The organism is Ruegeria sp. AM7 (genome assembly GCF_056535965.1).
In genome coordinates this window covers 798,674-823,379 of record NZ_JBQFJE010000003.1, presented here as the reverse complement: position 1 = coordinate 823,379, position 24,706 = coordinate 798,674, and the positions used below count along the sequence as shown (strand labels likewise).

Genomic DNA, 24,706 nt, shown 5'->3' with positions numbered 1-24,706 from the left:
CTGCTAGTTCTCTTGAGGACCAACAAGGTCCGACGAGACAAACAGCGCCGTGACCCCTTGCGCGGTCGCGGCCACACGCGACAGAACGGCTGCCACCTGTGGCCCTTCCGGGCCATCTACCAAAAGCGGCGCGCCCGAATCCCCCATCATCACGGGGCAAATAGCCACTAAAATTCCTTGCTCTGCGCGGGTTGGCGGGCATGACGGGGTGCGGCTCAGGACATGCGGCCGCACGCCGGGATAGCCCACCAGATAGGATGAGGGCGCAGTGGCTTTCGTTAAAGGCACCGGTGTGATCTGTTGTCCAAGAGGCTCGGTCAGTTCCAGCAGCGCCCAGTCCAGATCTGCGCGCCGGTTGAACGTTGTTGGTCCCTGCCCCGGCGGCAGCCGATAGCCCGAAACGCCCGAGACCGCGACCGCTTCTCCTCGCTGATAACCGGCTGCGAACCGTATGCTGGCGGGTGGGATCCAACGGTTGCGTGCCGTGTTGAAAAGGCAATGCGCCGCAGTCAGAACCAAACGCTCTGCCACCAGAGTGCCAGTGCAATGTGATCTTTGGTCCCGGCCTGCAAAATTGACCCGACCGACTGCGCGCCAGGGCACTTGCGTCGCGTCCTGGATCTGTCGTTCACGCACAGCGTCACAGCCGAGTGAGGCCGCGCTGCCCAACCTGCAAACCTCGGACCAATCGTCCGAATAAACACCTTGAGACAGCGCAGGGCCTGACCACGCCAATGCGACACCCAAAAAAAGCCAGAGCATGACCGGTCGCGTCAATTCAGCTTGGATAGCTTTTGCTGCAACTCAGCCAGTTGTTTCTTGATTTCGTCCAGATCCTCTTTGGGTTCTGTCGCGGGCTGTTCTTCTTTGTCAGGGCCGGACCAGTTGCCCGAAAGTCCACCGGTCATCGCCTTCAAAAACGCCTGTTGCTGCGCCTGCAAAGCTTCGAACCCCGGCATCTGCGACATCGGGTTCATGGCGCTCATGTTTTCCATCATCTTCGACTGGCTTTCGCGCAGCATCTCGAACGAGCTTTGCAGGAACTGAGGCATCATACCCCCGCCCGGCAGCATGTAGCTGCGGACCAGATCGTTTAGCACGTTCACCGGCAGAACGTTTTCGCCCCGGCTTTCGTGTTCCGCAATGATTTGCAACAGATATTGGCGTGTCAGGTCATCCCCTGTCTTCAGGTCGATAATCTGCACTTCGCGCCCATCGCGGATGAAGACGGCGATATCCTCTAGCGTGACGTAGTCGCTGGTCTCGGTGTTATACAGCCGACGGCTGGCATAGCGTTTGATCAACAACGGTTTTTCTTGTTCTGACACCGTTAACCCTCCCCAAGGATGATGCGTTGCAGCAGAGATTATGCGACTGCAGAACAAAAAGAAAGGGCAGGTCTTTCGACCTGCCCGACGCGATTGCACCAGATGGGAGGATGGGTGCGCCTCGCGGCCTTACTTACTTGGCAGCTGTTGCTTTCTTGGCAGCAGCAGTCACCTCGTTGGTGGCTTTCTTGACAGCAGCAGTTGCGTCTTCTGCAGCGTCTTTACCGGCAGCCATCAGCAGCTCGACGGTTTCGCTCTGAACTTTTTTCGCGATTTCAGCGAAAGCAGCCATGTTTTCAGCGGCAACTTCAGCCGACGCGCTTGCGAAGTCGGTTGCGGCTTTTGCGTAGTCAGCAGGCTCTGCTTTTGCTTTCGACATCTCGGTCAGTTTGGCCAGAGTGTCTTTGGTCCATTTGTTCGAGATTTCTGCCGATTTCTCTGCAGCTTCCAGAGCAACGCCCGACAGTTTTTCGTTCAGGGTTGCGGTCGACTTGAAGGCACCTTCCAGTGCGGTGGTGTCAACGGGAAACGCGCCCATGATGTCTTTCAGAGCAGCGGTGAAGTCTTGTGTCTTAGCCATTGTCCAAATCCTTTTTGCCGAACCGGGCCTGCCCCGGTTTTCATCAGCTTGAGGACAATATGATTGCTGCACCGCAGCATTGCAAGAATTTTCTCGCTGCGGTGCAGAAAAAACTTTGGGTTCCCTGATAAATCAATCGGTTGCCTTGACCAAAACATAGGCTCCGGGAGCCGGACACAAAGACGGATGGTCCGAATCGCCCGGTTCACGCGCCGGGATTTGCTTGCCAGAACGCTTTTTCAACCAAGCTTCCCAAAGAGGCCACCACGATCCCTCATGGAAATCCGCCTCTTTCATCCAACCATCGGCATCTGCCTTTAAATCTGGATTTGTATAGTGTCCGTATTTCTTCTTGCTGGGCGGATTGACGATCCCCGCGATGTGGCCGGATTGCGAGACAACAAACGATTTTGACCGCGAGCCCATCTGCTGCACGCCACGGTAGCAGGCTTTCCATGCCGCGATATGATCGGTTTCGCATGTTATGGCCATTAACGGCACATCCACATCGCGGATATGCAGATTGTGCCCCAATAGCTCGAACCCATCATTGACGAAATCATTGCTTTGGCAAAGACCCCGAAGGTATTCGATTGCCATTCGACCGGGCAGGTTTGCGCCATCCCCGTTCCAGAACAACAGATCAAAGGCCGGGGGGGTTTCGCCCATCATATAACTACGGATTGCAGGACCATAGATCAGGTCATTGGACCGAAGGAAAGACATCGTTCGCCCAACCACCCAGGCTTTGAGAACCCCGTCTTTGCCGACCTGATCCTCGATCCCGTCGACAAAGTCATTCTGGAGGAACGGGGTAAACTCGCCCTGATCTCCGAAGTCGGTCAAGGTGGTGAAGAATGTGGCCGACTTGATCGACTTGTCCCCGCGCTGTTTGAGCAGCGACAACGTCAGGCTAAGCGTCGTTCCCGCAATACAATAGCCGACAGCGTTGACCTGCTTGACCTTGCAGATCTGTTTCACCTGCTCAATCGCGGTCAGATAGCCTTGCTCGATATAGTCGCCCATCCCGATATCCGCGTGGGAGGCATTCGCGTTCGCCCAACTGACAACGAATAGGGTATAGCCTTGTTCGGTCACCCACTTGATCAGGCTGTTCTGCGCCTTGAGGTCCAGAATGTAGAACTTGTTAATCCAAGGCGGAAAGAGAATGATCGGTGTTTCGAAAACGGTCTCGGTCGCGGGTTTGTACTGGATCAGCTCCATCAACTCGTTGCGGTAGACCACCTCACCCGGTGTCGTGGCAATATTGCCTCCAATCTCGAACGCGCTTTCATCGGCCAGACGTACGACCATCTCGCCATTGTTGGCTTCGAGATCAGAGACGAGATTCTCCAGACCCTTAATCAAGGATTGACCTTCGGTCTCAACCGCCTTTTCCAAGGCATCCGGATTTGTGGCCAGAAAATTCGTGGGGGACATCATGTCGATGATCTGCTGCGAGAAAAACTGAAGGCGTTGCTTGTCTTTTTCGGGCATATCGTCAACTGACGCGACCGCCTGAGCGATCGCTTCGGCGTTTGTCTGATATTGCTGGCGTACAAAGCGGAAATAGGGGTTTGTGTCCCACATCGGGTTGGAAAACCGCTTGTCCTTCGGGCCGGGTTCCTCAGCATCGGTGTTTCCGGACGCAAGGGCCTGCTGCGCTTCGGCAAAGTTCAGAACTGACTTTCCCCAAAACTCGATCTGATGCTCCAACAGCTTGGCAGGATTTTGCCATGCCTCGGTCATATAGGCCGTTGCTGCTTTTGCAAAAAGATCTTGATTCGGGCCATCTAAAGCGGGGGAATGCGCAGTTTTTCCGGCCATGACTTCAACCAGCCGCTTCGACAAAGCTTCGACTTTATTCATATTTTCTTTAAGCCGTTCAAGGTGTTCCTCGTTTAGCTCTGGCGATCGGTCTTCGGTTGTTGTCATTTTAACAATTCCCCCCTACTATTTTCTGCTATGCAGAATAACGTCGCGGAAACTATAAGGCAAAGCGACGAAAAGTCCTTACGTACAGGCTGACACTCATAGGGGGCCCAATCCATGCGCTACATGATGACCTACGATCTGATGGAAACCATGCGCAATACCAACCAATGGATGGGCGCGACGGCCAGTGCGATGGCTTCGTACCCGCTGTTTGCAATGGTGCCCAATCCCGCGTTCAGCATGATGGCTGCCTGGGGCGAAGTGACCGAACGGACATTTCAGCGTATGGTGGCAAAGCCAGACTGGGGCATTCGCACCTTCACCTGCGAAGATGGTAAAGATCATCTGGTTGACATCGTGCCAGTGTTGGAGCGCCCTTTCGGCGACCTGATCCACATCCGCGTCAACGGACGAGAAGAACAACCTCGCAAGGTTCTGTTGGTTGCGCCCATGTCCGGGCACTACGCCACCCTGTTGCGGTCCACAGTCAAAAGCCTGCTGGTCAATTGCGAAGTGTATGTCACCGATTGGCACAATGCGCGCGACATCCCCGTGTCCGAAGGCAAGTTCGATGTCGAGGACTATACGCTCTACCTTGTCGACTTCATGAAGGAACTCGGCCCTGAAACGCATGTAGTTGCCGTCTGCCAACCTGCTCCTTTGACCTTGGCCGCGACAGCCTATTTGGCCGAGGTCGAGCCAAAGGCACAGCCCTGCACCCTGACTTTGATCGGCGGGCCGGTGGACCCGGATGCAACGCCAACTGACGTCACCGATTTTGGCCGGCGCGTGACTATGGGACAGTTGGAAGAAACGATGATCCAACGCGTGGGCTTCAAGTACAAAGGCGTCGGGCGCATGGTCTATCCAGGCCTGCTGCAGCTTGCCTCATTCATGTCGATGAATGCCGATCGCCACTCCAAGGCGTTCTCGGATCAAATTCAGCGCGTCATGCGCGGTGAGGCGTCGGATCATGACGCACATAACCGCTTTTACGATGAGTACCTTGCAGTGATGGATATGACAGCCGAGTTCTACCTGTCCACCGTGGAGCGCATCTTTAAGAACCGTGAAATTGCGAAGAACGAATTCATTGTAGCGGGACACAAAGTAGATATCGGCAAGATCACCGACGTGGCAGTGAAAACGGTTGAAGGCGCGAATGACGATATCTCTGCGCCTGGCCAGTGTATCGCAGCGCTTGAACTTTGCACCGGCCTGCCGGATTCGAAAAAAGCCAGCCACGTCGAGCCCGGCGCTGGCCACTATGGCATCTTCGCAGGGCGAAGCTGGCGCGACAATATTCGTCCGTTGGTCATCGATTTCATGAACGCCAACACGCGCAAGCCTCAACGTCGCCCGGCAAATAAAAACAAAGTCGCCTGACCAAGATGCGTAAGGTAAAGGCAGTGGATACAGCCTTTGCCTGTTCCTGTGGTTGCCTGCGCGGTCATATTACCGCGGCAGGTATAACGTCTTCGACACATGTCGTTTGCTATTGCAACGACTGCCGCGCGGCCCAGCTGTATTTCAACCAACCCGATCCCGCGCCCGGGCCGGTCGAAGTTCTGCAGATGTTGCCCGAAGAAGTTCGTATCGAAACCGGTGCCGAACATTTGGCATTGATGCAACTCAGCCCAAAAGGAATGCTACGCTGGTACGCCAGTTGTTGCGATGCCCCATTGGCCACCACGTCACGCACAGCGAAATTCCCGTTCGCTGGTTTCATCGTCGCGCGCATATTGGATACATCCGCCCTCGGCCCTGTCACCACACGTGGCTTTGTTCCAAAACCCGGCGGCAGGCAAGAGCATGAAAAGCTGGGATACGCGGCTTTCGGGCTTGTCTCACGGGTACTCAAGTCTCTTTTGACAGGAAGCTGGAAGCACACTCCGTTTTTTGACATCGGCACGGGTGATCCGATCAAAACCGCTGTTTTACTAACCAAGGCTGAACGTTCAGCACTTTATAAGTAAGGCAACCCGACTCTAATATTCAGCCATTCTTCCAGCGCTTGCGTGACTTCTGCGGGCGTCTCTAACGGCGGCAAGTGCCCTGCGTCTTCCATAACCTTCAGTTCGGCGCTAGGGATCATCTCGGCCATGAACCGGTGCCGCTTAACTGGCGTAAGCTGATCATGTGCCCCGCAAATGATCAGTGTCGGCACGTTTATGTGCCTAAGCGCAGGTTGCTGATCCGCGCGCCTCTGCAGCGCCCGCATCTGCCGTTCAAACAGCTCTGGCCCCTGATCCTTTGCCATGGCCATAACCTCGTTCAGAATCGGCACGCGTCCCGGCCCCGGAGCAAGCGTCTCTGTTCCAATCAAGCGCTGCATGACTTCTTCGAACCGGCCTGATTTGGCCCCTACGATCAACTCCTCTCGGTCAGCAGCTATCTGGGGTGTATCGGCCTGGGCGTCGGTAGACATCAGACACAAGCGCGTCACCCGGTCAGGGGCCCTGCGGACAAGTTCCAAAGCGACGACTCCGCCCATACTGAACCCGCAGAGCGCAAAGCGATGAGGCAACTGGTCCAACAAACCCGAGGCTATTTCCTCGATCCGCTCGCCGCCCGATACCGGGGCAACCGTCACAGCACGAGCACCAGAAATCCGCAAAATCTGGGCTCCGAACAGCCGTGCATCACACATAAACCCGGGCAGAAATACCAACGATTCAATCACACAGGGCCTCCTTGAAATCGACCACTTTGTGTTACGTTTTCCGCAAGATGCGTAGTTTTGTTGAACTGGGCAAGCAAAAGTTCAGGGGTAAGCGATCCCTTTGAACAGCGGAAAATCTGCATAGCGTGCGCGCCGTCGATGCTGATTTTCTGCAGGCTCGGCGCCGGGTCGCAACAGGCATCCGCGCGGCGCAATATAACTGTCGATCCGCTTGTGAGGGATCGGCCTCCAGACCAAATTAAACGCGCAGAGTTTGGGAAAAAACCATATCTCGGAATAGTCCAGATGATCGTGCATCCACCACGCCAGATCCCGCCAGTCACGGCCTGCGTCATACTGATCAGCAAACCAAGGAATCACGATCGAAGTCCCCGCAATGCGCGCGTCCCCTTCACCCCGATCCCAGATGTGGCACTCCAATGGATTGTCGTTGCGCGCGCAATTCAGCCGGTTTTCATTGCCGAACCTGTTCAGCGACGGCGACCGATAGCCCGAGCGTATGGCGACACGCCCAAAGGTTTCCTCTAAAGGATCCAGTAAGGTTTTGCACAGGGCTTGACCTGTTTCGATGGCAAGGTCGGGATTGACCGGAAGATTTTGTTTTTCAAAGAAATTCCCGATCTCGGAATACAGGAAATCGCGCATGTAGAAATGCTTGGACAGTCGCACGCGGCCCAGCGTCTCAAGGCTCCACATGCTGCCCGGTGTGCGCATGGTTATTCGACCCCCAGAGTTTTAAGCCATGCCAGAATGCCCGATACGGTCGCATCGGTTTGCCCCGGCGACATCAGGCGTCCGGCTATGACATGCGATGCGGGATCATCCTCGGGGCCCATAGTCACCAGTTCGACCACAGCCGGTCCGCCCCAGGCTTGCGCAACTTTGTGGGTTAGATCAGGGCGCACCACCTGATCGTCATCCGAGAACCAGAATAATGCCGGCACCTGCGCATCCGAAAAATCAAGCGCATAGACCACATCCACCAATACAGTCATGGGAACCACTGCTTCCCAAGGATAGGACGCTGACCAATAGGTGTTCTTTTCTTCGTCTGGCCCCGAGACATCACGGGTTTCACCCATCAACAGAGGCAACCAGCTTCGCGCCCATGGCAAACCAGGAATCCAAGCCCCGGGCGCATTCACACCGAAATTCGGTGACACGAATACCATCCCCGCTACATCCTGGCTTAACTCAGGGTTTACCGCTGCTGCTGCTGCAAGTGTCCCGCCGGTTGAGGTTGAGATCACTACAACCTTATCCCCAACGGCGCGGGCTGCGGCCAATCCTTCGGCGACATCCTGCATCCAACCCGAGGCCGTGCCCTCAGCCATTGCCTCGCCACTGCGGCCATGACCTTGAAGCCGTGTGTAGACCAGATTGGCCCCAAGCGCATCGGCCACCAAGTCGGGGACCGGGCGGATTTCCTCGGATGAAGCTGAAAACCCATGAAGATACAAAATGGAAACAGGTGTGCGCTGCTCTTTGAACCCGTCCTGCCAGATCACGCGCTTTTCGACACCGGGTACGATATCGTCATATGCCGATTCTGTGCTTTCGAAATAGACCTGAACACCTTCCCCGAATTTGCGCGACTCGAATGTGGGGTTGAGTTCCACCGGTTCGCGTGGACCAAACCAATAGGTCCCGACACCTACTGCGACAAATAGCAGACCAGTCCAAACCAATGCGCGCTTCATTGTGATGGCATCACGTCAAGTACCGCCTGTTCGATCAGCTCAAGACAAGGGCCATCCGAAAACCGATGGTCGGCGTCTTTGACCAGCAATAGCCTCATATCCGGCCCGTCGGCGTGCTCCAGCAGACGAACGGCAGTTTCAGTGGACACGGCGGTATCCGCAGTGCCTTGCAATAACCGAACTGGGAAGGGCAAATTCAGCGCTGCGCGCAAGACCAGCCTTTGCCGTCCGTCCTCAATCATCCGCTTGGTAATGACGTAAGGCTCCATGTAGTCCGAGGGCAACTCCACATGCCCGACCGTCTCCAGCGCCGCCTTCTGCTCATCACTGAACGAGGCCCAATACCCGTCCTCGGTAAAATCCGGCGCAGCAGCGATTGTGACCACCCCGGCGATCCGTTGCGGCATCGCTTTTGCCAACAGCAACGCCTGCCATCCGCCCATCGACGATCCCACAACGACCAAGGGCCCTTCGGTTAGCGCCTCAATCGCCGCAACTGTATCCTCATGCCAGTCCCCAATGCATCCCTCTTCAAACGTGCCGGAACTTTCCCCGTGCCCCGAATAGTCGAACCTTAAAAACGCCTGCCCGCGCGCCTGCGCCCACGCCTCAAGATGCACCGCTTTGGTGCCCTCCATATCTGACTTGAGCCCACCCAGAAAAACGATCGTGGGCCCCGCCCCTTCGCTTTTGTGATACGCCAACCGCCGCCCCTGCGCGGTGCCCAGAAATTCAGCCACTGCCATAAAACCCTCTTTGCTTTAGGCACATCATGCACGTCTCAAACCCAACCGCAATTCCCCGATCCGTCCTTCATCTGGCTAAAAATACCTCGGGGAGCGCGAGGGGCTGGCCCCTCGCCCCAACACTTGACACACGCGCACCCACCTGCCAAAGCACCCAAACGCAAATAACCCGCAACCGGGCGTTCAGTGGGCGCCAAACCGACGAGGAGAGCCACCATGGCCCTGGATTCAAAATCCGTCTCACTCACCTTCCCCGATGGCAATGCGCGCAGCTATGACGCAGGCATCACACCTGCGCAGGTGGCAGCCGATATCTCGACCTCGCTGGCCAAAAAGGCGATCTCGGCCACGGTTGACGGCAAGCATTGGGACTTGCAATGGCCTATTGAGGCCGACGCACAAATCGCCATCCACACATTGAAGGATGAGGAACAGGCCAATGAGCTGATCCGTCACGATCTGGCGCATGTCATGGCCCGCGCCGTGCAGGAAATCTGGCCCGCCACCAAAGTCACTATCGGCCCCGTCATCGAAAACGGCTGGTACTATGACTTTGACCGTGAAGAACCGTTCACGCCCGAAGATCTCGGCCTCATCGAGAAAAAGATGAAAGAGATCATCAACAAGCGCGACCCCGTCACCACCGAGGTCTGGGACCGCGACCGCGCGATCGAGTTCTACAAGGCCAATAATGAGCCCTATAAGGTCGAACTGATCGAAGCCATTCCGGGCGATGAGCCACTGCGCATGTATTGGCACGGCCACTGGCAGGACCTGTGCCGCGGCCCGCACCTGCAGCACACCGGCCAACTGCCCGGCGACGCGTTCAAACTGATGTCCATCGCTGGTGCCTATTGGCGCGGCGACAGCGACCGCGCCATGCTGCAGCGTATCTATGGCGTGGCTTTCACCGGCAAGGAAAAGCTGAAAGCGCACCTGCATATGCTGGAAGAGGCCGCCAAGCGCGACCACCGCAAGCTGGGTCGCGAGATGAACCTGTTCCACATGCAGGAAGAGGCCCCCGGCCAGATCTTCTGGCACCCCAACGGCTGGAAAATCTACACCACCCTGCAAGACTATATGCGCCGGATGCAGGAGCGTGACGGATATGTCGAGGTGAACACCCCGCAGGTTGTTGACCGCAAACTGTGGGAGGCCTCGGGCCACTGGGACAAATACCAGGAAAACATGTTCATCGTCGAGGTTGACGAAGATCACGCCCGCGAAAAGGCGATCAACGCGCTGAAGCCGATGAACTGCCCCTGCCACGTGCAGGTGTTCAATCAGGGCCTGAAGTCCTATCGCGATCTGCCGCTGCGCATGGCCGAGTTTGGCTCCTGCGCGCGCTATGAGCCTTCGGGCGCGCTGCATGGGATCATGCGGGTGCGTGGCTTCACGCAGGATGATGGCCATATCTTCTGCGCCGAGGATCAGATCGAATCCGAGACCGCCAAATTCATCGCCTTCCTGTCCAAGGTCTATGCCGATCTGGGCTTCCACGACTGGACGATCAAACTGTCCACCCGCCCGGAAAAGCGGATCGGGTCGGATGAAAGCTGGGATCTGGTCGAAAAGGCCCTTGGTGATGCCTGCAAGGCGGCCGGGTACGACTATGAGATCCTCGAAGGCGAAGGTGCGTTCTACGGACCCAAACTGGAGTTCACTCTGACCGATGCGATCGGGCGCAACTGGCAATGCGGCACGCTGCAGGTTGACCCCAACCTGCCCGAGCGTCTGGATGCCAGCTTTGTCGGCGCAGACGGCGCGAAACACCGTCCCTTTATGCTACACCGCGCGACTCTGGGCTCGTTCGAACGTTTCATCGGCATCCTGATCGAGGAACACGCGGGCAAGCTGCCCTTCTGGCTTGCCCCGCGTCAGGTGGTTGTCGCCTCGATCACCTCTGAGGCGGATGACTACGTCAATGAAGTGGTCGAAACCCTGCGCGCCGCTGGTGTCCGGGCCGAGGCCGACATTCGCAACGAGAAAATCAACTACAAGGTTCGCGAGCATTCAGTCGGCAAAGTGCCTGTCATTCTGGCCGTCGGACACCGTGAAGTTGAAGAACGCACCGTCAGCGTTCGCCGTCTGGGTGAGAAACAAACACAGGTTCAATCACTTGAGGCTGTAACAATTGAACTTTCCAAGTCGGCGACTCCGCCCGATCTGCTGTAACATTCGGTGAAAATTCACCGCTGATCCGGCCTCAAAATCGGGGCCGGATTGAAATATTTTCCTTTTTCGAATTCAAAAACAATGTGTTAACCTGCAATAGGGCATGACAGTGCCTGACGGGGTTGTGAGACACGGGCTCGTGAATTCAACTCTGCCACTCAAGCTACTACCTTTGTTAGTGTCAAACACGGACATACGCAGTCATCAAAAGGATTACCGAGATGTCGAACACCGCTAAATCCCTGGTTATCGCAACCGCAGTCGCAGCCGCCGTATCCGGTGCCGCCACCACCGCAACCGCCCAAGCCAAAGAAAAGTGCTATGGCGTTTCGCTGGCAGGTGAAAACGATTGCGCAGCAGGCCCCGGCACCACCTGCGCCGGCACTTCGACCGTTGATTATCAGGGTAACGCATGGACGCTGGTCGACGCAGGCACCTGCGCCGATATCGAGCTGCCCCAGACCGCAGACGGTTCGGACCGCAAAGGCTCGCTCGAGCCGCTGGACCGCGACCTGCCGGCATAAGCCCGCGCTTAGGAAAACCGAAGGGGCGGGCCTTGTCGCCCGCCTCTTTGTCGCGAACCGGAGACTATTGTTATGCTGGACAACGCTATTCGATCAAACAGACTGCCCGCAGCGCCGGGTGTCGGATACAAACCTCAGCATTTTCAGCAGATTCTGGATCACGCGCATCCGGTGGCATGGCTGGAAATCCATGCCGAGAATTACATGGGCGATGGCGGGCGTCCGCTGGCGCAGCTGCGCCACTTGTCGGAACAGTTTCCTGTTTCTGTGCACGGTGTCGGCCTGTCCATTGGCGGCGAAGGCCCATTGGACCCCGATCATCTGGCCCGTCTGAAACATTTGGTCGGCTGGCTGAACCCGGCCAGTTTCTCGGAGCATCTGGCGTGGTCTACCCATGACAGCCACTTCCTGAACGACCTGTTGCCTCTGCCCTATACTGACGCAACACTTGCCCGTATTTGCGAACACATCGATCAGGTACAAGAGGTTGTCGGGCGGCAGATGCTACTGGAAAACCCTTCCAGCTATCTGGCGTTTGAGGAAAGTACGTGGTCCGAGCCTGACTTCCTGCGCGAAATCTCGCGCCGCACTGGCTGCGGCCTTTTGCTAGACGTGAACAACGTTTTCGTCTCGGCCACTAATCTGGATTTCTCACCGCAAGGCTATATCGACGCCTATCCACTGGAAAAAGTTGGCGAAATTCATCTAGGCGGCCACGATGAAGACGAAGATGACCACGGTCGCCCCCTGCTGATCGACAGCCACGGGCGCGAGGTCGTGGACCCCGTCTGGGCCTTGCTGGACTACGTGCTGGAAAGATCGGGTCCGAAACCAGTCCTGATCGAATGGGATACAGACGTTCCCGAATGGCCTGTTCTTCGAGCCGAGGCTGACCGGGCACAAGCGGCATTGGACCGCATCCCGGCATGAGCGTGTCTCAATCCACCTTTCACACTGCCCTTTTGAACCCGTCTGAGGCGGTTCCAGAGGGGTTGGTGGATGCCCGCGCCCAACCGGCAGGCCGACGGTTCAGCGTTTATCGCAACAATGTTGCGGTGTCCCTGACCGAAGCAATGCATCAGGCCTTCCCGGTAATCGCGAAGCTGTTAGGCGCTCAAAACATGGATGGTCTGTCGGGAATTTTCCTACGCCAGTATCCCCCGACGACGCCGATGATGATGTTCTACGGCGAAGCGTTCCCTGAATTTCTGGCGGGAATGGAGCAACTTTCGCACCTGGGATATTTGCCCGACGTTGCCCGGTTGGAGCTGGCCCTGCGTCGCTCCTACCACGCGGCGGACAGCACGCCTGCACCGGGTGACGCACTGGCCGTGGACCCAGAACAGGTCATGCGGGCCAAGCTGGAATTCGCACCATCAATGCAGGTGGTCTGCTCTGAGTGGCCAATATTCTCTTTGTGGCGGTTCAACACCTTGGACGACGCCCCCAAACCCCAGCCCGGTGCTGAAGACGTGCTGGTTACCCGCCCCGAATTTGATCCCGCGCCGCATCTGCTGCCTGCAGGCGGCGCAGATTGGATATCTAAGATGCAGACTGGTCATACGATCGGTCGAGCATTCGAAAGCGTATCCGCTACCACCCCCGAGTTTGATCTTGGGGCCACTCTGGCGCCTCTGCTTCAAGGTGGCGCCATTACTTCTGTGACTATCGAAAGGCTGGCACAATGACTGCCCTGATCTCTCTTCACAACAATGTCCTGGGACGGCTGGACAGCTCGGCCAACTGGCTGACACCGACCCTGGCACGGCTTGTTTTTGTTGCTGTATTGCTTGTTTACTACTGGAATTCGGCCACTCTGAAGATTGACGGGTCGATCTTCTCGGCGTCAGCCGGTGCCTTTGGCCAGATCTTCCCCAAAGCGGCTGAAGCCGTTTTGTATGACGTCACCCAGATGACCTTCTTCCAGCGTATCGTGATCTTTCTAGGCACCGTGGCCGAGTTTGTTCTGCCAGCATTGCTGCTGGTGGGTCTACTCACCCGCGTCGCGGCCCTGGCCATGATCGGCTTCGTATGGGTTCAAACCATCGTTGATGTCGCCGGTCACGGTGTGAAACTGGGTGGGCTGTTCGACAATGCCATCACCTTGATGGACCAGCGTGTGATGTGGACCTTCCTGTTCCTGGTCATCGTGATCAACGGTGCAGGCCCGATTTCCATCGACCGCATCCTGCGCCTGAAGTGATCTAGAAATGCGCCTTGGGCTCGTCCGGTTTACCCGCGGCCAGCCCAAGGACCCCTGCGACCCCGGCAAATGCAACGGGGAACATGGTAAAGGCATTGAAGCCAAACGCGTAATACATGCCGCCTGCTGAGACCAGCAACAATAGCCCCCCAACCAATGCCCGCGCCTTGGCCATGGCCCCACCGGCAATCGCCAGCAGAGGCGCAAGGATCGACATAGTCTGGATAAACTGCGCGTTGTCGACCTGCTCGGCAAGTCCGTCGATCTCTCCGAACCGGTCGATCAGTTCGACATAGCCATAGCCGACAAAGCCGACCAACATGCCGATTAGCCCGGCAATCACACCCAAAATCATCGCTGCGTTACGCATCTTTCGCCCTCTTGCTTGCGCCTTTGCAGATAAGCATCCGCTCAGTCGACGCCAAGAGCCGCCTTCGTCGCCGCCGTCCAGCCAAGGAAAAGCTGCCCGTCACGCTCGATCAAAGGACGTTTCATCAAGGTCGGATGATCGTGCAACAACTCCAATGGTGCCCGGGCGCGTTCGTCATCGCTTAAGCCTCGCCATGTCGTGGACCGGGTGTTGAGCAAAGCCTCGCCGAAATGTGTAAGAGCCTTAGAAAGCACTGTTTCAGGCACGCCATCGGTGCGGACGTCGATGAATTCAACATCCTGCAATGACTTCAATGCCTTACGGCAGGTGTCACAGTTCTTTAGTCCATATAGACGCATTTTCGGGGGCTTCCTGTGCTTGTGCGAATTTTAGGCAATTTCGCCAACGTGTTCCGGTAATTCTTGATTTTTTACTTCACCGTGCAATGTTGAAAAAGACGAAATACGCAATTCGGGCCGAAGCGTTTGGGCGCGGCGGTGATGAAAGGCGGTGGCGTCAATCACTTCCCCCACCAATTTGTGGGACAACGTGTAAGTAGAAGGAGACACGGGAAATGCCAACTGGCACCGTGAAATGGTTTAATACCACTAAAGGCTATGGGTTTATTGCCCCCGATGAAGGTGGCAAGGACGTATTTGTACATATCTCGGCTGTTGAACGGTCAGGTCTGACCGGGCTCGCAGACAATCAGAAAGTCTCATACGAATTGCAGGACGGACGCGACGGTCGCCAGATGGCCGCCGATTTGAAACCGTTGTAAGGCCCCCTCCCGACGGGAAGACAAAGCAGGGCAACGGCCAATTTCCGGCCGTTGACCAATGATGGTTCGACCAATGTTAACCGCGCGCCGGATCTGCGTCGGCGTGCGTTAACCAGTCTTGACCCATCGCAACGATGCAGGACGTACCGGTCGAGTAAGTGACAACCATCGTCCAATCACCTTTTTCGCTAGTCCAGACTTCCATGATCTGTTCGGGACTGCGCACCCCGGTGGCCGCGCGCTGCGAGCCGAATTGACGTTCAAGCTTGTCGTGCATTCGGGATGTCGGTTCACACAATACCTCGGCAATCGGAGACTTGGCGAAAACCGGACTGCCAAGCAAGCAAACAAAGCATGCAAATCGGATGTAAGAAAGACATGTCATGAAGCCAATGTAACAGCTTCACAACAATACGTATAGACAAACGATATGCGCTTAGCTTTCGCGGATGACAGCCTCAAACTCGCGCCACTCGCGGGCGGTCATGCCCGAGGTTTCCTGCGTCACGGCCTCTCCGGCCAGCATCCGCCGCAGGCTGTCGACCATCTGCGCGGATAAATTCACCGCGCCAAGACGGTAATCTTCAAACGCCTTGTAAGCGAAAGGAACCCAGTCGGCGACGATTTTGCACATCGTGTCCGCATATACCCGGATTTCATATTGCGCGTGGGGGTCCGCTCGCAGCCGCAGGAAGTGGAACAGATTGTGCAGGTCCACCTTCCAATACCACTGGGTGTAGATATTCGCCGGCAGGTTCATCCGCGCCAGTTCACGTGCCAGACCCTGCTGACCATCCTGACTGATCATAGCCTCATAATTATCGTAGCAACGGGCACTGTCTGCCTTGAGCATCTCAAGAACGCGCGCGGCTTCTTCGCCCTGCAGCGCGTCACCGCGGCCCTGGTTGTTCACCTCGGATTGTGCCGCGACATGGTCGGGCGCGGGGATATAGAACTCGCGGTCCAGAATCGAGTAGCGCGCCGAGTATTCGTTCACATTCGCCGTACGATGCCGGATCCATTGCCGCGCCACAAAGACGGGCAGTTTCACATGCAGCTTGATCTCGCACATTTCAAAAGGGGTCGAGTGCCAGTGACGCATCAGGTAACGGATCAGGCCCTCATCATTCTGTACGGATTTGGTACCCTTGCCATAGGACACACGGGCAGCCTGACAAATCGCCGCGTCATCGCCCATATAGTCGATCACACGCACAAAACCGTGGTCCAGAACCTGATGCGCGGTGTACAGGTGATCCTCCATCCCCGGAGCAACAACACGACGCGTTTGATACGATTGCGCCCGTTGCGCTTCGATCTCGGTCAGTTGGTCAGAGGACAGCGGCATGAAATTTCCTTTCCAGCGAATGAGTCGCAGACCACTATATATCGGCAAAACCACGACAGGAACCGCGATATGTGCGCTAACTTGCGCAAACTCTAAATTGTGTCCGCCGCGCCCCTCGACAGACTATGTTAGCGCGCTAAGGTGCATGGCATCACCTGAACAAAAAAGGAAACCGCAATGGGGCTGACATACCTCCACACCATGGTCCGTGTGAAAGATCTTGAGAAATCCATGGCGTTTTATGAACTGCTGGGGCTGAAAGAAACCCGTCGGTATGACAGTGAACAGGGGCGGTTTTCGCTGATCTTCATGGCACCTCCGGGGCAAGAAGATCGTCCGATAGAGTTGACTTACAACTGGGATGGTGACGACGAATTGCCAAGCGACAGTCGGCATTTTGGGCATTTGGCCTACGGGGTCGATAATATCTACGAAATGTGCCAGCTGCTTCAGGATAATGGCGTGGTGATCAACCGGCCGCCGCGCGACGGGCGTATGGCGTTTGTGCGCTCGCCAGACAACATTTCGGTCGAGCTTCTGCAAAACGGCGACGCGCTGGACCCCGCCGAACCCTGGGCCAGCATGGAAAGCACCGGCCACTGGTGATCCGCTGGCTGGCAACCTTGGGACTGGCCGCACTGGCCAGCCCTCTGCGGGCCGAGACGTGCCGGCTGGCGCTTGCCTTGGCGATGGACATATCGACCTCGGTGGACGCCACTGAAGACACATTGCAAAGGCAGGGTCTGGCCGCAGCTCTTGTCGCGCCTGAAGTGACCGAGGCGTTTTTCTCATCGCCAATGCCCGTCGCGCTTGCGGTCTATGAATGGAGCGGGCGCAGCACGCAGCGCGTCATTCTGAACTGGTCGATGATCCGTACACGGGCGGATTTGCTGGCTGCAGCCACGACGGTGCAGCAATCAGTTCGATCCGACAGCGGTTCGGCCACGGCGATGGGATATGCGTTGGCCTTTGGTGCGACACTGATGCAGCAAGCCCCGCCCTGCCTTTTCCAGACCATTGATCTATCTGGTGATGGGTCGAACAATGACGGGTACGGGCCGGATTCGGCCTACCGCCACTTTCCGTTTCAGGACGTCGTGGTAAACGGGCTGGTCATCAACGCTGCTGATTTCGAAGGTGAGCTGTTCCTTATCCCGTTTTTCGAGAACAATGTCCTGCATGGCCCGGGCGCGTTTCTTGAAGTGGCGCAAGGGTTTGAGGACTTCGAACGCGCCATGCGCCGGAAGCTTGAGAGGGAATTGCAGGGCCTGCAAATCGGCGCTCTGTCCGGTGAAGCGCCAAAATGATCCGGTACCTTGCCGCTGTCGCAGCCTTTTTGGGAACACCCGCCCTGTCTGAGTGCAGACAGGCTCTGGCATTGGGTCTGGATGTCTCTGGCTCGGTCGATAGTACCGAATACAGGTTGCAACTCGGTGGTCTGGCCGCTGCCCTGCAACAACCCAAGGTCAAGCAACTGCTTCTTTCGGGCCTTGGCCCTGCGGTGCGGCTCGCCGTATTCGAATGGAGTGAGGCCAGTCATCAGCGCATGCTGCTGGACTGGACAGAAATCCGATCCGACGAACAACTAGCTGGCATTTCAAACCTGTTAAACTCGGTAACGCGCAGCTCGGCGCCTCAGGGGACAGCAGTTGGATCGGCAATGCTGTTTGGGGCTGAATTACTGTCCCAACAGCCCGAGTGCTGGAAGCAAACGCTGGACCTTTCTGGCGACGGAAAGCACAACATTGGCCCTCACCCCCGCGAGGTGAAACAAGCACTGCAAGCCAGCGGGATCACCGTCAACGGTCTGGTTATCGGCCCCGATGACGCCAATGTCGGGGACAAGCGCGACGTACAGATCAGTGAGTTATCCGCTTACTACAATGCCTGGGTCATTCTGGGCCCCGACGCCTTTGTCGAGGTTGCCGTCGGGTTCGAAGCTTATGAGGATGCGATGACCCGCAAGCTAATCCGCGAGCTTGAGGGCTTGGTCCTGTCCGACGCCGGGTCACACATCCGACCCTAATCAGTAAATATAACGGATCTGGTCCGTCCAATAGCGTTCAACCCGACGGAGAGAGGTGGTGATGTCCTCAATCCCTTCCAGACCCAACACCCCGCGTGATTGCAACCCATCGGCGTGACGAGCGAACAGTTCGGACACTGTGTCACGAATTTCGCGCCCACGCGGCGTCAGACGCACACGGACCGACCGGCGGTCAATCTCGCAACGCTGGTGGTGCATATAGCCCATCTCAACCAGCTTTTTCAGGTTATAGCTGACATTACTGCCCTGGTAGTATCCCCGGCTTTTCAGCTCACCTGCCGTGACTTCATGATCGCCGATGTTGAAAAGCAGCAACGCCTGAACCGCGTTGATTTCAAGTACGCCGACACGTTCGAACTCGTCCTTGATGACGTCCAAAAGCAAACGGTGCAGCCGTTCGACAAGGGCAAGCGCCTCAAGATAACTGGTCATGAAGCCCTTGGCCCCGTGCGCGGAGACCTGCATTTCCATACTCATCCGATCCTCCGATTCAATCGCGCTGTTTCAGGCAGAATGAATCGAAAAACCGAAAATTCGGTTAAACCGTCTTTTCTTTATTTTTGAAATGTTTGCGCGATATCAGTTATCAGATCCCCGAACCGCTCTGGGGCGGCGACCTGCCCGGTCACCCATTGATACAGGTCCTGATCATTTTCGTGCAGCAGTGCGTCATAGGTTTCCAACCCCGCACTGTCCATCGCCGCCAAATTGCGTTCGGCATACGCCTGCAGGATCAGGTCCATTTCCTTAATCCCCCGGCGCATGGAGCGCATTTTCAATCGCTTGATCTGAACGTCACGCGGCTCGGTCATTGATTTCGCTCCAACATCAGGCGCACGCGTTTCTCCAACTTTGCGGCCCGTTCGGCGCTGGCCCGCATCTCGCCACGGATGGCGCGCAACTCGGTCACGACTTCAACAAGCTCAGGCGCGTTTTCCACCACTTCAACCGGGGCATCCATACCGTCACCCTCTCCAGTCAAAAGCCACATGATCGAGACGTTGATCATTCCAGCCATCATCGACAAACGGTTGGCGCGCGGCTCAGACAGGTCGTTTTCCCAAGCGACGATCGTGGCCTTCTTGACGCCAAGCCGCCGCGCAAGCTGCGATTGCGTCATACCTGCCGCTTCACGCGCGCCTGCCAGCCGGTCGCCAAAAGTTGCTGATTCCGGGCCGTACCAGTCGCTTTCGTCGTTCATTCGCGTCTCCAATTCCACTGTGCATATCGCTTGATCGTCATTCGGGCGCACCCTATGACAGACAGGTTGAACATACAAACCGAGGCCGATCATGAGTTTCCTGTCTGCGACACTGTCACGCGTAAAACCATCACCGACCATCGCAATGACAGCGAAAGCCGCCGAATTGAAGGCCGCAGGGCGCGACGTCATCGGACTGAGCGCGGGCGAACCCGATTTCGACACGCCGCAGAACATCAAGGACGCGGCTGTCGCCGCCATTGCCGCGGGGAAAACGAAATACACCGCGCCCGATGGCATCCCCGAGTTGAAACAGGCGGCTTGTGCCAAAATGAAACGTGATCACGGGTTGGACTATTCGCCCGCCCAGATCTCGGTAGGTACCGGCGGAAAGCAGACGCTGTATAACGCCTTGATGGCCACCATGAACGACGGAGATGAAGTGATCATCCCCGCCCCCTACTGGGTCAGCTACCCCGATATGGTTCTGCTGGCAGGCGGTACGCCGGTCGTGGTGGAAACAACGTTGGAAAACCAGTTCAAGCTGACGGCCGAACAGCTTGAGGCCGCGATCACGCCGAACACCAAGTGGTTCATCTTCAACTCTCCGTCCAACCCTACTGGTGCGGGTTACAGCCGGGCCGAGCTAAAGGCGTTAACCGATGTCCTGATGCGCCATCCGCATGTTTGGATCATGTCTGATGATATGTATGAACATCTCGCCTATGACGGGTTCGAATTTTGCACTCCGGCTAAGGTCGAACCCGGCCTGTATGAGCGCACACTAACCTGTAACGGTGTGTCCAAAGCCTATGCCATGACCGGCTGGCGGATCGGGTATGCCGCAGGCCCGGCCGAGTTGATCGCAGCGATGCGCAAGATCCAATCGCAATCGACCTCGAACCCATGTTCGGTCAGCCAATGGGCTGCGGTCGAGGCGCTGAACGGCACGCAGGATTTTCTGGCCCCCAATGCCGAGACATTCAAACGACGCCGCGATCTTGTGGTGAAGATGCTAAACCAGATCGACGGCATCACCTGCCCCACGCCCGAAGGTGCTTTTTACGTCTATCCTTCGATCGCGGGGCTGATCGGAAAAACAACCCCGGCGGGTACCGTGATCGCATCGGATGAGGCATTTGCCACAGCGTTGCTGGAAGAGGCTAACGTTGCCGTTGTTTTTGGTGCCGCGTTTGGCTTGTCTCCGAATTTCCGTGTCAGCTATGCTACATCGGATGAGGCGCTGACCGAGGCTTGCACCCGCATCCAAAATTTCTGCGCTGCACTGACCTGAGCCCGGAGGCCGTATGGCGACTGAACTGCCTGAATACTATTTCCGTATCCGCGAGAATGGCGCGGCGGTATTCCGGATCGACACGGAAAACCGCCAGCAGCGGATCGAGATGGACCAGATCGCTGTCATCAACATCCGAAATGGCGAGGTCAAACCGCAAGGCCAGCGCACCCTGACCGAAGCCGACCAAGCCGAAATCGCGCGCTGGATGGAGGCGCGCAAGGCCCTGCTGGCCCAGCGCGACATGGATGATATCCACCGGGCCGTGGATTACCTGAACCTGACGGCCCAATGGGCACAGTCAAAAGCGACCGATGATCAGCTTGAGGATGTGACCGACAGATTGTTGATGGCCATGCATGACCTGCGCAGCGTCCTCGTGCGCAAAAAGGCGGATCGACTCAGCAAGGATTAAGCCGCCACCGGTACAGACCGAACCGATCGCATCCAGAACCGTGCCATCAGTAGTACCGCTGCACAAGCCAGCCCCAGCACAAGACCCAGCCAGACTCCAATTCCGTCCATCCCCCGGACAAAGCCAAAGTAATACGACGCTGGAATGCCCACGACCCAATAGCTGAGCCCCGCCATTACCATCGGCACTTTGGCGTCCTGCAAACCACGCAACAGGCCCAGCGCAATCACCTGCGCGCCATCGACCAGTTGGAACAGGGCCGCCATGGCCAGCAACCCGGTGCCAATCAACAGGATTTCCCCCCGCTGCGGATCGTCTGTTTCCATAAACAACGAGATCAACGGCTCGGCGCAGGTCAGGAACAGGATGACGGTCAGCACCGACATCACCAAAGACATGCCCGTTACGGCAATCGCGCCTTTTTCCAGATGCGCCCGGTCCTTGCGGCCCAGCGCATTACCCGCCCGGATCGTGGCCGCGTTCGACAGGCCCAGATGCACCATGAAAGTGGCCGAGGCCAAATTCAGCGCGATCCCGTGCGCCGCCAACGGCACCTGACCCAGCCACCCCATCATGATCGCGGACATCGCAAACAAGCTAACCTCGGCCAGAGTAGTCAATCCGATGGGCACGCCCAGACGCAGGACGCTGAAGAAGAACTCCCAATCCGGGCGCCAGAAACGCTGGAACAGGCTGTGTTCGGGCAAGGCACGCACCGCATAGATCACCACAAAGACCAACGAAACGATCTGTGTAACCACCGATGCAACGGCGGCGCCGATCACGCCCATCTCGGGCGCGCCCCAGTTCCCGAAGATCAGCGCATAGTTAGTTAAGCCGTTGACCACGGCGGCTGTGACCGTAATCCAAAGAACGATCTGGGTCCGTTCCAACGCGGCCAGATAAGACTTCAAGACCATCACGATAAGCGCCGGGAACAGGCCCCACCCTGCAACCCGCAGGTACTGGGAAGCCGTTCGCGCAACATCAGGGTCCTGATCCAAAGCAATCAGGATCGGGTAGGACCACCATAGCAACGGCATCATAAGAGCCGCATAGATCAGTGACAGCCACAACCCCATGCGGGTGGAGCGGCGAATACTCGTCTCGTCCTCTTCCGCAGCGGCCGTGGCGACGATAGGCATAACGGCCCAGCCGAACCCGGCCCCGAACAGAAACAGCACGAAATAGTAACTGCTGGCCAAGGTTACAGCAGCCAAAGCCTCGACCCCGTACCAGCCCAGCATGATTGTATCGGTCAAGCCGATCGCGAACTGCGCCAGATGCCCGCCCACCAACGGCAGGCCGAGCACTGCGATGGCCCGGAAGTGGCCGCGATATGTCATCACCTTATTCATTGCCCCAGCCTTATGCCCGGCTAGAAGCCGGGACAAGACCAGATCAACGAAATTTCAAGGTGAGACTCTCAATCAAGAGCCGGTAATCAGCTTCGAATGGCCCTTTCAAGCGTCCGGATGCAGAGACGTACCCAGTATGTGCTCGGACCGATGGATCACGTGATGCGCCTGCCCGACGATCAGCGGATCCGGGTCGCTTACGATGTCATGGTTCTTACCGGGATAGTCCAGCGTCGACAGGAAGTGGCGCATCGTGTTCAGACGGGCACGTTTCTTGTCGTTGGACTTGATGATCGTCCAGGGCGCATCGGCCGTGTCGGTGTAGAAGAACATCGCCTCTTTTGCCTCGGTGTAATCGTCCCACTTGCTAAGGCTCGCCTTGTCGATCGGTGACAATTTCCACTGTTTCAGAGGGTCGGTTTCACGGCTTTTGAACCGGCGCTGTTGCTCTTCCTGCGTGACTGAGAACCAGTATTTGTATAGCTGAATGCCCGAGCGCACCAGCATCCGCTCAAAATCCGGGGTCTGGCGCATGAACTCCAGATACTCATTGGGCGAACAAAAGCCCATCACCCGCTCAACGCCCGCGCGGTTGTACCAGGAGCGGTCATAAAACACCATTTCGCCTACGGTCGGCAGTTCCTGAATATAGCGCTGGTAATACCACTGACCCTTTTCTTCCCAGGTGGGTTTGTTCAACGCGACCACACGGGCCTGACGCGGGTTCAGGTGCTCCATGAACCGTTTGATCGTGCCACCCTTTCCAGCAGCGTCGCGGCCTTCAAACAACAACACAAACCGCTGACCCGTCTCTTGCGCCCACAGCTGAACCTTCAGCAACTCGGCCTGCAACTCGGCCTTTTGCGCCTCATACGTCCTGCGCGCCATTTTGCGACCATAGGGGTATTTGCCGCTTTCAAAGGCCAGACGGATTTTCTCGGGACTGGGCGCTGCAGAGGCGGGCACCACAGTAACGGGCGTTTCTGTCTTTTCTATCTGTGCCGCTGTTTCCATTCAGTTTCTCCTTGCTAAGCTTGTTAGATAAAAGGCTAACAGGGACTGGCACATCGCGCTTTGATTGGTGTCAAACTGCTGTATCTTTGGTGTTCAGTTTTTCGGCCTCAGAGCTTAGGGTTAATCTCATGGACAGCAGGTTTGTCACGCTCAACGGTCAGCCGTTTTTTCTACGCAGTTGGGGCGAGCCCAACTTGCCCACGCTGCTGATGCTGCACGGCTTTCCAGAATATGGCGGCGCATGGGCCGATCTGGCACCGTACCTCGCCCCGCACTACCATTGTGTTGCGCCCGATCAGCGCGGTTACGGGCAAAGCTGGGTGCCGGAAAGCGTTGGCCACTACACACTGTCCAACCTTGTGACGGACATGGCCGCACTGATCGAAACGCAGGGCGGGCCCGTAACGGTTCTGGGTCACGATTGGGGGGCTTCGGTGGCCTATGGTCTGGCTATGTTTCGGCCCGAACTGGTCGACCGCCTGATCATCGCGAACGGAGTTCATCCGGTTCCGTTTCAGCGCGCCATGGCGGCAGGAGGCGCGCAGTCCGCAGCCTCGCAATATATCAATGACCTGCGCGCCGAGGACGCAGCCGATCGATTTTCAGCCAATAACTTCGCCCTGCTTGAACGTTTCTTCAGATACGGCATGGGGTCGGATTGGTTGTCTGATCATCAGATGCAAGACTATCGCACCGAATGGGCTCGGCCCGGTCGGTTGAACGCTATGTTGAACTGGTATCGCGCTTCTCCTTTGGTGGTGGCCAAACCGGGCGAGCCTTTGACGGACCTGCCCGAGTTGCCGGTAGAGCGCCTGATGGTCCGATGCCCGCATCTGCTTCTTTGGGGACCGGAGGACAAAGCGCTGCTGCCAGAGGCGACCTCTGGGCTTGAAGCCTTCGCGCCCGACCTGAAGCGTGTCGATATTCCCGGTGCCGATCACTGGCTGCATCACCAGCGACCTGACGCAATGGCGCAGGCAATTCTGGATTGGAGTGGTGCCTGA

At 57.0% G+C, this 24,706-nt stretch carries 32 protein-coding genes; 14 read left to right on the top strand and 18 right to left on the bottom strand.

Annotation, left to right across the window (positions count from 1 at the left end):
* Positions 1-3 precede the first annotated feature (3 nt).
* The 4 genes from ACR3EG_RS07835 to ACR3EG_RS07820 form a co-directional block, all read right to left on the bottom strand.
* On the bottom strand, positions 4-762 hold the full coding sequence (locus ACR3EG_RS07835; RefSeq protein WP_480494699.1) for a trypsin-like serine peptidase: 759 nt from the start codon (positions 760-762) through the stop codon (positions 4-6).
* 11 nt (positions 763-773) lie between these two features.
* Positions 774-1,328 carry a polyhydroxyalkanoate synthesis repressor PhaR gene (phaR, locus tag ACR3EG_RS07830; protein ID WP_480494697.1) on the bottom strand — a complete coding sequence of 185 codons (555 nt, stop codon included), beginning with the start codon at positions 1,326-1,328 and terminating at the stop codon, positions 774-776.
* 133 nt (positions 1,329-1,461) lie between these two features.
* On the bottom strand, positions 1,462-1,908 hold the full coding sequence (locus tag ACR3EG_RS07825; RefSeq protein ID WP_170354599.1) for a phasin family protein: 447 nt from the start codon (positions 1,906-1,908) through the stop codon (positions 1,462-1,464).
* A 132-nt stretch (positions 1,909-2,040) separates the two neighbouring features.
* Positions 2,041-3,843 (bottom strand): PHA/PHB synthase family protein, encoded by a 1,803-nt coding sequence (locus ACR3EG_RS07820; protein ID WP_480494695.1) that lies wholly within the window; start codon positions 3,841-3,843, stop codon positions 2,041-2,043.
* Between the two features lie 114 nt (positions 3,844-3,957).
* Between ACR3EG_RS07820 and phaZ the strand changes: the two genes are divergently transcribed.
* Together phaZ and ACR3EG_RS07810 are read left to right on the top strand one after the other, a co-directional pair.
* A complete protein-coding gene (phaZ, locus tag ACR3EG_RS07815; RefSeq protein WP_480494693.1) occupies positions 3,958-5,229 on the top strand; it encodes a polyhydroxyalkanoate depolymerase in 1,272 nt (423 codons plus the stop codon).
* Positions 5,230-5,234: 5 nt separating this feature from the next.
* Positions 5,235-5,819, top strand: a complete 585-nt coding sequence (locus ACR3EG_RS07810) for a DUF6151 family protein (RefSeq protein ID WP_480494691.1) — start codon at positions 5,235-5,237, stop codon at positions 5,817-5,819.
* Here ACR3EG_RS07810 and ACR3EG_RS07805 read toward each other — a convergent pair.
* The 4 genes from ACR3EG_RS07805 to ACR3EG_RS07790 form a co-directional block, all read right to left on the bottom strand.
* Positions 5,810-6,526 (bottom strand): alpha/beta fold hydrolase, encoded by a 717-nt coding sequence (locus tag ACR3EG_RS07805; RefSeq protein ID WP_480494689.1) that lies wholly within the window; start codon positions 6,524-6,526, stop codon positions 5,810-5,812. The genes ACR3EG_RS07810 and ACR3EG_RS07805 overlap by 10 nt on opposite strands.
* An 81-nt stretch (positions 6,527-6,607) precedes the next feature.
* Complete coding sequence (locus ACR3EG_RS07800) at positions 6,608-7,222, bottom strand: hypothetical protein (protein ID WP_480495915.1); 615 nt, start codon at positions 7,220-7,222, stop codon at positions 6,608-6,610.
* Positions 7,223-7,242: 20 nt separating this feature from the next.
* A complete protein-coding gene (locus ACR3EG_RS07795; protein ID WP_480494687.1) occupies positions 7,243-8,226 on the bottom strand; it encodes an alpha/beta hydrolase in 984 nt (327 codons plus the stop codon).
* Positions 8,223-8,972, bottom strand: a complete 750-nt coding sequence (locus ACR3EG_RS07790; RefSeq protein ID WP_480494685.1) for an alpha/beta hydrolase — start codon at positions 8,970-8,972, stop codon at positions 8,223-8,225. The genes ACR3EG_RS07795 and ACR3EG_RS07790 overlap by 4 nt, the downstream gene beginning before the upstream one ends.
* A 216-nt stretch (positions 8,973-9,188) precedes the next feature.
* Here ACR3EG_RS07790 and thrS point away from each other — a divergent pair, with 216 nt between their 5' ends.
* From thrS to ACR3EG_RS07765, 5 genes are all read left to right on the top strand, one after another.
* Complete coding sequence (gene thrS / locus ACR3EG_RS07785; RefSeq protein ID WP_480494683.1) at positions 9,189-11,147, top strand: threonine--tRNA ligase; 1,959 nt, start codon at positions 9,189-9,191, stop codon at positions 11,145-11,147.
* A gap of 221 nt (positions 11,148-11,368) precedes the next feature.
* The gene (locus ACR3EG_RS07780) at positions 11,369-11,671 is read left to right on the top strand and encodes a BufA1 family periplasmic bufferin-type metallophore (protein WP_170354607.1); all 303 of its coding nucleotides are present in this window, start codon (positions 11,369-11,371) and stop codon (positions 11,669-11,671) included.
* Positions 11,672-11,743: 72 nt separating this feature from the next.
* Positions 11,744-12,601 carry an MNIO family bufferin maturase gene (bufB, locus tag ACR3EG_RS07775; protein WP_480494681.1) on the top strand — a complete coding sequence of 286 codons (858 nt, stop codon included), beginning with the start codon at positions 11,744-11,746 and terminating at the stop codon, positions 12,599-12,601.
* A complete protein-coding gene (locus tag ACR3EG_RS07770) occupies positions 12,598-13,359 on the top strand; it encodes an HvfC/BufC family peptide modification chaperone (RefSeq protein WP_480494679.1) in 762 nt (253 codons plus the stop codon). Before bufB ends, ACR3EG_RS07770 begins: the two co-directional genes overlap by 4 nt.
* Positions 13,356-13,874: a DoxX family membrane protein gene (locus tag ACR3EG_RS07765; RefSeq protein WP_170354610.1), complete on the top strand. Its 519-nt coding sequence runs from the start codon at positions 13,356-13,358 to the stop codon at positions 13,872-13,874. The genes ACR3EG_RS07770 and ACR3EG_RS07765 overlap by 4 nt, the downstream gene beginning before the upstream one ends.
* A 1-nt stretch (position 13,875) precedes the next feature.
* Here ACR3EG_RS07765 and ACR3EG_RS07760 read toward each other — a convergent pair whose 3' ends face one another.
* From ACR3EG_RS07760 to ACR3EG_RS07750, 3 genes are read right to left on the bottom strand one after another with little or no spacing between them, the layout of a single operon-like run.
* Entirely contained in the window at positions 13,876-14,244 is a 369-nt protein-coding gene (locus tag ACR3EG_RS07760; protein WP_480494676.1) for a hypothetical protein, read from the bottom strand.
* A 41-nt stretch (positions 14,245-14,285) separates the two neighbouring features.
* A complete protein-coding gene (locus ACR3EG_RS07755; protein ID WP_480494674.1) occupies positions 14,286-14,603 on the bottom strand; it encodes an ArsC/Spx/MgsR family protein in 318 nt (105 codons plus the stop codon).
* Positions 14,604-14,633: 30 nt separating this feature from the next.
* Positions 14,634-14,768, bottom strand: coding sequence for a hypothetical protein (locus tag ACR3EG_RS07750; RefSeq protein ID WP_480494672.1), 135 nt, complete (start codon positions 14,766-14,768; stop codon positions 14,634-14,636).
* A gap of 50 nt (positions 14,769-14,818) precedes the next feature.
* On the opposite strand from ACR3EG_RS07750, the gene ACR3EG_RS07745 reads away from it, so the two are divergent.
* Positions 14,819-15,025, top strand: a complete 207-nt coding sequence (locus ACR3EG_RS07745; RefSeq protein WP_008758035.1) for a cold-shock protein — start codon at positions 14,819-14,821, stop codon at positions 15,023-15,025.
* A gap of 76 nt (positions 15,026-15,101) precedes the next feature.
* On the opposite strand, the gene ACR3EG_RS07740 is transcribed toward ACR3EG_RS07745, so the two are convergent.
* Both ACR3EG_RS07740 and thyX read right to left on the bottom strand, forming a co-directional pair.
* Positions 15,102-15,302, bottom strand: a complete 201-nt coding sequence (locus tag ACR3EG_RS07740) for a hypothetical protein (RefSeq protein WP_480494670.1) — start codon at positions 15,300-15,302, stop codon at positions 15,102-15,104.
* 159 nt (positions 15,303-15,461) lie between these two features.
* A complete protein-coding gene (thyX, locus tag ACR3EG_RS07735) occupies positions 15,462-16,373 on the bottom strand; it encodes an FAD-dependent thymidylate synthase (RefSeq protein WP_480494668.1) in 912 nt (303 codons plus the stop codon).
* 177 nt (positions 16,374-16,550) lie between these two features.
* On the opposite strand from thyX, the gene ACR3EG_RS07730 reads away from it, so the two are divergent.
* From ACR3EG_RS07730 to ACR3EG_RS07720, 3 genes are read left to right on the top strand one after another with little or no spacing between them, the layout of a single operon-like run.
* Entirely contained in the window at positions 16,551-16,979 is a 429-nt protein-coding gene (locus ACR3EG_RS07730) for a VOC family protein (protein WP_480494666.1), read from the top strand.
* Complete coding sequence (locus ACR3EG_RS07725; protein WP_353390400.1) at positions 16,976-17,680, top strand: DUF1194 domain-containing protein; 705 nt, start codon at positions 16,976-16,978, stop codon at positions 17,678-17,680. The genes ACR3EG_RS07730 and ACR3EG_RS07725 overlap by 4 nt, the downstream gene beginning before the upstream one ends.
* Positions 17,677-18,399, top strand: a complete 723-nt coding sequence (locus ACR3EG_RS07720) for a DUF1194 domain-containing protein (RefSeq protein WP_480494664.1) — start codon at positions 17,677-17,679, stop codon at positions 18,397-18,399. The genes ACR3EG_RS07725 and ACR3EG_RS07720 overlap by 4 nt, the downstream gene beginning before the upstream one ends.
* Here the strand turns inward: ACR3EG_RS07720 and ACR3EG_RS07715 are convergent, their stop codons facing one another.
* From ACR3EG_RS07715 to ACR3EG_RS07705, 3 genes are all read right to left on the bottom strand, one after another.
* A complete protein-coding gene (locus ACR3EG_RS07715; RefSeq protein WP_170354630.1) occupies positions 18,400-18,897 on the bottom strand; it encodes a MarR family winged helix-turn-helix transcriptional regulator in 498 nt (165 codons plus the stop codon).
* Between the two features lie 77 nt (positions 18,898-18,974).
* Complete coding sequence (locus tag ACR3EG_RS07710; RefSeq protein WP_170354631.1) at positions 18,975-19,232, bottom strand: succinate dehydrogenase assembly factor 2; 258 nt, start codon at positions 19,230-19,232, stop codon at positions 18,975-18,977.
* Complete coding sequence (locus tag ACR3EG_RS07705) at positions 19,229-19,621, bottom strand: helix-turn-helix domain-containing protein (RefSeq protein ID WP_170752430.1); 393 nt, start codon at positions 19,619-19,621, stop codon at positions 19,229-19,231. The genes ACR3EG_RS07710 and ACR3EG_RS07705 overlap by 4 nt, the downstream gene beginning before the upstream one ends.
* 91 nt (positions 19,622-19,712) lie before the next feature.
* Here ACR3EG_RS07705 and ACR3EG_RS07700 point away from each other — a divergent pair, with 91 nt between their 5' ends.
* Both ACR3EG_RS07700 and ACR3EG_RS07695 read left to right on the top strand, forming a co-directional pair.
* Positions 19,713-20,915 carry a pyridoxal phosphate-dependent aminotransferase gene (locus ACR3EG_RS07700; RefSeq protein ID WP_480494661.1) on the top strand — a complete coding sequence of 401 codons (1,203 nt, stop codon included), beginning with the start codon at positions 19,713-19,715 and terminating at the stop codon, positions 20,913-20,915.
* A gap of 13 nt (positions 20,916-20,928) precedes the next feature.
* A complete protein-coding gene (locus ACR3EG_RS07695; RefSeq protein WP_480494659.1) occupies positions 20,929-21,330 on the top strand; it encodes a hypothetical protein in 402 nt (133 codons plus the stop codon).
* Here the strand turns inward: ACR3EG_RS07695 and ACR3EG_RS07690 are convergent.
* Positions 21,327-22,688, bottom strand: a complete 1,362-nt coding sequence (locus ACR3EG_RS07690) for an MATE family efflux transporter (protein WP_480494657.1) — start codon at positions 22,686-22,688, stop codon at positions 21,327-21,329. The genes ACR3EG_RS07695 and ACR3EG_RS07690 overlap by 4 nt on opposite strands.
* A gap of 105 nt (positions 22,689-22,793) precedes the next feature.
* Positions 22,794-23,702: a polyphosphate kinase 2 gene (gene ppk2 / locus ACR3EG_RS07685; protein WP_170354636.1), complete on the bottom strand. Its 909-nt coding sequence runs from the start codon at positions 23,700-23,702 to the stop codon at positions 22,794-22,796.
* Positions 23,703-23,830: 128 nt separating this feature from the next.
* On the opposite strand from ppk2, the gene ACR3EG_RS07680 reads away from it, so the two are divergent.
* Positions 23,831-24,706, top strand: coding sequence for an alpha/beta fold hydrolase (locus ACR3EG_RS07680; RefSeq protein ID WP_480494655.1), 876 nt, complete (start codon positions 23,831-23,833; stop codon positions 24,704-24,706).